This is a genomic window from Carboxylicivirga longa, from assembly GCF_050589825.1.
Taxonomy (GTDB): Bacteria; Bacteroidota; Bacteroidia; order Bacteroidales; family Marinilabiliaceae; genus Carboxylicivirga; species Carboxylicivirga longa.
Genome location: NZ_JBNGOZ010000041.1, coordinates 1 through 4824, shown reverse-complemented (window position 1 = coordinate 4824; position 4824 = coordinate 1). Strand labels below are relative to the sequence as shown.

At 36.3% G+C, this 4824-nt stretch carries 5 protein-coding genes; all 5 read right to left on the bottom strand.

Annotated features, from left to right (window positions below; genetic code table 11):
* Positions 1-1202 precede the first annotated feature (1202 nt).
* Positions 1203-1571 carry a helix-turn-helix domain-containing protein gene (locus ACRD7A_RS18835; RefSeq protein ID WP_430812941.1) on the bottom strand — a complete coding sequence of 123 codons (369 nt, stop codon included), beginning with the start codon at positions 1569-1571 and terminating at the stop codon, positions 1203-1205.
* Between the two features lie 12 nt (positions 1572-1583).
* The gene (locus ACRD7A_RS18830; RefSeq protein ID WP_430812940.1) at positions 1584-1880 is read right to left on the bottom strand and encodes a type II toxin-antitoxin system HigB family toxin; all 297 of its coding nucleotides are present in this window, start codon (positions 1878-1880) and stop codon (positions 1584-1586) included.
* 223 nt (positions 1881-2103) lie between these two features.
* Positions 2104-3003 carry a DUF4062 domain-containing protein gene (locus ACRD7A_RS18825; RefSeq protein ID WP_430812939.1) on the bottom strand — a complete coding sequence of 300 codons (900 nt, stop codon included), beginning with the start codon at positions 3001-3003 and terminating at the stop codon, positions 2104-2106.
* Between the two features lie 222 nt (positions 3004-3225).
* Complete coding sequence (locus ACRD7A_RS18820; RefSeq protein ID WP_430812938.1) at positions 3226-3831, bottom strand: hypothetical protein; 606 nt, start codon at positions 3829-3831, stop codon at positions 3226-3228.
* Positions 3832-3988: 157 nt separating this feature from the next.
* Complete coding sequence (locus ACRD7A_RS18815) at positions 3989-4705, bottom strand: SIMPL domain-containing protein (protein WP_430812937.1); 717 nt, start codon at positions 4703-4705, stop codon at positions 3989-3991.
* Positions 4706-4824: the final 119 nt, after the last annotated feature.

Below are 4824 nucleotides of genomic sequence, written 5' to 3'. Positions count from 1 at the left end.
GATCGCCTTATGCGCTATGGCGGTTTGTTGGGCGCTGCGATTTAATTTACTTTTCCGTTCTCTGAATCAAAAACGGGTTGAAAATATTTACGTTATTCATCTTTTTTCCGTCTAAACAGCTTTGCATTCTAGGTTTTGGCGCGCCTTAGTCCGTATGCGTTATTCCGAAATCCGGCTGCTTGGCTGAAAAAGTGTCGGCCGGGATAAGTCCGCCGTGTCCGTTTGGTTTGCAAGTCCTGCTACGTTTTGTTTGCTAGTCCGGGAATGCGCGCCTTGGTTTTAAATTGCTTTGACATTAAACCACTTTTCCCGATTTTACGGTCTTGCGTCCCGTTTTTGTTTTTCATAATCGAAGCGCTCCGTTCGAGTTCGTTGCGCCCAACGGCCTGCCGCATGGCGTCGTAAGGCGAATGTTGACCTCACCAACCTTCCAAAAAGGAGGGAAGCCAAAGCGTTGTATTTGGTTTTAACTTTTTCCTTATGTCTAGCCAAATCAACGATTTGGCGGAGTTGAACGAAGCGACAAGCCTCCGGAACTTCACTAATCGCCTTATGCGCTATGGCGGTTTGTTGGGCGCTGCGATTTAATTTACTTTTCGGTTCTGAGAATCAAAAACGGGCTGAAAATCTTTGTGTTATTAATCTTTTTTTCCGTCTAAACAGCTTTGTATTCTGGGTTTTGGCGCGCCTTAGTCCGTATGCGTTATTCTGAAGTCCGGCTGCACTTAAACAACGCGGGAAACAGAGTCCGAATAGAGCTGCCCCAAAGTCCCGCTGCAAACCGGAAATCCGGCTGCGTGACTGAAAAAGTGCCGGTCGGGATTAGTCTGCCGTGTCCGTTTGGTTTGCAAGTCCCGCTACGTTTTAATTGAGAGTCCAGAAATGCGCGCCTTGGTTTTAAATTGCTTTGACATTAAACCACTTTTCCCGATTTTACGGTTTTGCGTCCCGTTTTTGTTTTTCATAATCGAAGCGCTCCGTTCGAGTTCGTTGCGCCCAACGGCCTGCCGCATGGTGCGTAAGGCGAATGTTGACCTCACCAACCTTCCAAAAAGGAGGGAAGCCAAAGCGTTGTATTTGGGTTTAACTTTTTAACTTGGATAGCCAAATCAACGATTTGGCGGAGCTGACCGAAGCGATGAACCTTCAAGACCGCAGACATCGCCTTATGCGCTATGGCGGTTTGTTGTACGCCGTAATTTCTATCTTAAAAGCTGATAGTCATTAATTAATACCTTTGCTGACAAGTTTAATCTTTTTGTCAATTTTCTAATCATATCAACTGTTAACTTTCTCTTCTTGTTCAAAACTTCAGAAACCCGACTTCTACCTCCAATTTCTGGAACTAAATCAATCTGCCTAATATGCATTTCTTCCATTCTAATCTTTATAGCTTCTATTGGGTCTGGAGCTTCTATTGCATAATGTTCATTTTCATAGTTATCTACTAACAATGCTAATACATCTGCTTCATCACTTTCTGGCGTTCCAATCTCAGCATCAAATAGTTCATCTAATCTTTGCAATGCCTCTTGATAATCAGTTTCTGTTTTTATTGGTCTTATATTCATAACTTCTTGTTTTTAAATTGTATCTGCATCAATTTTATCATACTCTGGATGAGTTCCAATAAACCGTACAAAAATCCACTGTTTCTCATAATTTATCTTCACAACCAATCGGTATGAATTTCCTTTAATATTAAAAACAATTCTTCCACTTTTTAAGACACTTGCTGATGCATAAGATTCTTTAATATCATTCGGACTTCTCCAATCTGCATTCATTGCAGTATCATACCATGTTTTCAAATATTGCTCACTATCAGCGTGTTTCTCCCAATAATCTCTTAATGTACCTTTTGAAAATATTCGCTTCATTTTTAAAAATTATCTAGACAAAGATAATCATTAATTCCCAATCTGAGAACAATTAATTCTATTTTTGGGAACTTTTATGGCGTACAACGGTTCGGCCATATGAAGTGGCCCGGTTTGCGTGTGATATATTCACTTTCTTAATTTTGCCCTAGTTGGCGCGGGAGCCAAACTCCTAAATTACACCAAGGTCAGGGCTACTTTATGATGGCTTGTTGGGCTTTCGTTATTGTTGTAATATTTTTATTAGCTGTTCATTCCATGAACTTAAACTTTTATTCTCAAGTTTCAAGCTCAAAATAGAATTTGTAACTACTGATAAGTGAATATCGCTTTGTAAAAGCCTTGAAACAACTTTGTCATATGTGTTAATATGAAAGTCAAACATATAACTTATACCTTCAATAGTTGTTTTGTATCCTCTCTTATTTTGAAATGTGAAGTCAAATTCTGTTACTCCTTCATAAGTTCTACGTGTCAAAAATCCTTCTTCTACAGACTTAGGCAATAAAATGCCATCTTCAATATCCGCTTTACATGTCCATACCTCAAAAGGCTTACTATTTAGATAACCAACTATAACAACCCATGAATCTCCATTTAAATTCATTCTATGAGTTCTTGCTTTAAGAGATTCTGGGCGATTTATGAGTTGTCCAGGTTTATGCAATATCGATTCAAGTCGGTTGTATATTTTGGTTCCTAAGTCTGTTTCATTTTGAAAAAAATCAACTGTATGATTCTTTTTCAGAATATTCTTAAAGCTATTTAATCTTAAATATTTATCGCCAAAATCAATATTTCCAGTTTTTACCTCACCTTTGTTTTCATCAATAAGGTATATTAATGTCTCAAGTCCTAATTCCTTTGCTTTTTCATATTCTAGTTGAGTATATGACTTACCTGTTAATTCATCAATACTACCATAGCACATCGAAATAACACCAAGATAAATATCACTAACTTCAACTTCTTCAAAACATGTTTCTAGAGGATTGCTTCTTCTTGCACCAAAAGCCTCCATTCCAGTTATCTTAACATCAAAATTTTGAAGAACTTTCCATATTACGTCCCTATGCGGAACTAAGTCTCGATATGTTGATGATATAAAAATTGTTTTTGCCATTATTAGTATTTATCTCTTTTATAATGAAGCCCAACGGCCTGCCGCATGGTGCGTAAGGCGAATAAACCTTACTATTTTTCCAAATTGAGCCGAGCCAAAGCACATATTTTGTTTTAAGTTTTCTTTAAAAAGCCAAATCTGTGATTTGGCGTTGGTAGCCGAAGTTACAAACCTTCCAAACGCGCAATACGCCTTATGCACTATGCGGTTTGTTGGGTGGCGTTATTTCTTAATTATTTCTCCAATTTGGTTAATAGCATATTCCGTCTTTATGACTTTAGATTCTTTAATACCAATCGTTTCATCATTTTCGTCCATGTCAAACGTGGTAGTAGAATCAATTCTTGAAATTTGTAATGTCTCGCTGATTTTGCAATATGAAGATGAATAAAAATCATAGTCTCTTCCGCAATAGCCGTCGAAAAACCCAAAATCTGAAATTTTGGTTGCATTTGAGCCATAAGTCACAATGAATGGATATATATAATCAGCTGGATATAAATAAATGACAGCAATGATATTTTCATTGATTGGAAATTTACCATATATGCTTGCACCCTCTGGTCTAAATTTATTGATAACAGGATTATCGAGGTCTAGGGTTGGACTTGCAAAATCGTCATAACACATTTTCTCGATTGGTAGTCCAAGCATTGGAATTGGTTCAAGATAAGATGCAAATTCAACATTTTCAGTCTTGAAGTCTTGCCGATTAATTGATACTTCCTTTTTAATGTCTGATTGTTCTGTCTTTTTCTGATTTTTATTAGTCCTATTTGAACAGGATAATAAAGCAAAAAGAAAAACAAAGATTATGAGTTTATCCATCTGTATCTGTTTGTTTTAATGCCACCCAACGTTGGTGCTATGAATAGTTGCCGATTGCGGGTTACTTCTCTGTCCAGTTAAACTGAACTTAATGCGGGCTACAAACCTTAAATAACTAACTAAACGGCAATTATTTATGAGCACGTGTTGTGGTGTGTTATTGATTTATTTTCCAGATTATTCCTAAAGTCTTTTTGATTTCCATTTTCTGAGGATTCAAGTTCAACGCTTGTTCTACTTCCTCTTCTTCATCTAACACAAAAAAAACATCAGTCTCACTCGTTAATAAATCGTTTTGGTAACTGGTATAGCCAAAATTTACGTCTTTAATTTCACCAAGTGTCACGTTTAAAGAATTAGCAATATATTTCGCTTTTATTTTTGCGTCCTCAATAGCTAATTCTATAGACTTTTGAAGCAATTTTTCTTTTTGGTCTTTACTAAGCTTAAATGATAAATTATATGATACTGGAAATTCATTTCCTTTTAATGTATTCATTACAATATTTAATGATTTTGGATTATAAGGAAGTTCTAATTCTACGGAAATATTACCACTATAACCATCCTTCTTTCTTTCTCGCCCAGACCACGAATAGCTTTCATTTATATTTAATCCACCAGATTTGAGGTCTTTTTTAGAAATCCCATTATTCATAAATGCTTTTTCTATTAGATTGTAATTTATAACCAATTTATCTGAGCATTCCGAATAAATTGAATCCTTAGCACTTACGGAAATATTCACAATCATTAATTCAGGTGTCTCATAAATGATTGCTTTTCCTTGTACCTTTATTTCATTATTGTCGGTTTGACAAAAAGCATTCATACTGAATAAACTTATTAAAGCAAAAACTATTCTAATTTTCATATTCTCTATTTTTATCTTGGTAAGTCATTTTTTAATACACCACAACGGCCTGCCGCATGGCGACGTAAGGCGAATATTGACCTCACCAACCTTCCAAAAAGGAGGGAAGCCAAAGCGTT